General features: G+C 53.2%; 1 protein-coding gene. It reads left to right on the forward strand.

The window, feature by feature from the left end; all coding sequences use genetic code 11:
- On the forward strand, positions 1-878 hold an 878-nt coding region (locus tag L650_RS0105835), incomplete at both ends, for an Ig-like domain-containing protein (RefSeq protein WP_174380482.1).

Consider the following 878-nt stretch of genomic DNA (forward strand, 5'->3'; position numbering starts at 1 on the left):
CCAGCCGGCACGGTAATTAGTATCAGCGTTAGCGATGGCATTACCACCGAAACCTTTACAGCCACAGTCCAAGCAGGTGGCAGCTGGTCAGCGGATGTACCGAACGCCTTAAGCGATGGTGAGCTGACCATTGAAGCCAGCGTGAGCGACAACGCCGGTAATACCACCACGGTTAGTGAAACAGCCACGCTGAACACCATCGCGCCAAGCATTAGCATTAATACCTTGGTTGATACCAACGACACCACACCAACCATTAATGGGACAAGCGATGCAGCCGATGGCACCACCATTAGCTTAACGTTTGAAGACAGTGCGGGGAATATTACGACTGTTGATACCACCGTAACCGGTGGCGTGTGGAGCGTTGATGCGCCGAGTGAATTAGCTGAAGGTGAATACACAGTGACCGCCGAGGTAGACGATGGTCTGGGTAATATCGGCAGCGCGAGCGAAACCGGTGAGATTGATTTAACCCCACCGAGTCTTGTTATTACAGATAACGGCGTTAGCAACGACACAACACCGACGATCTCCGGCACAAGTGATGCGCCACAAGGCAGTGAAGTGACAATTGTTGTGACAGACAATGCCGGTGCACAGCAAACCATTACCGCCACAGTAGGCGCAACTGGTACATGGTCAGTGCCGGTTACAACAGCCCTGGCTGAGGGCAGTTATACCCTAAGTGCAAGCGTAAGCGATGCAGCGGGTAACACAGCGACCNCCGCCACAGGCGCAGGGGAGGTTGATACCATTGCGCCAACGCTTGATTTAACCAGCCCAGGTTCAAGTAACGATGTTACACCGACCCTAAGCGGCACCAGTGATGCGGTTGAAGGCACCGTGATCACCTTTACGGTTATCGATGATTTAGG

The sequence above is a fragment of the Pseudoalteromonas sp. TB51 genome (genome assembly GCF_000498055.1).
GTDB classification, from domain to species: domain Bacteria; phylum Pseudomonadota; class Gammaproteobacteria; order Enterobacterales; family Alteromonadaceae; genus Pseudoalteromonas; species Pseudoalteromonas atlantica.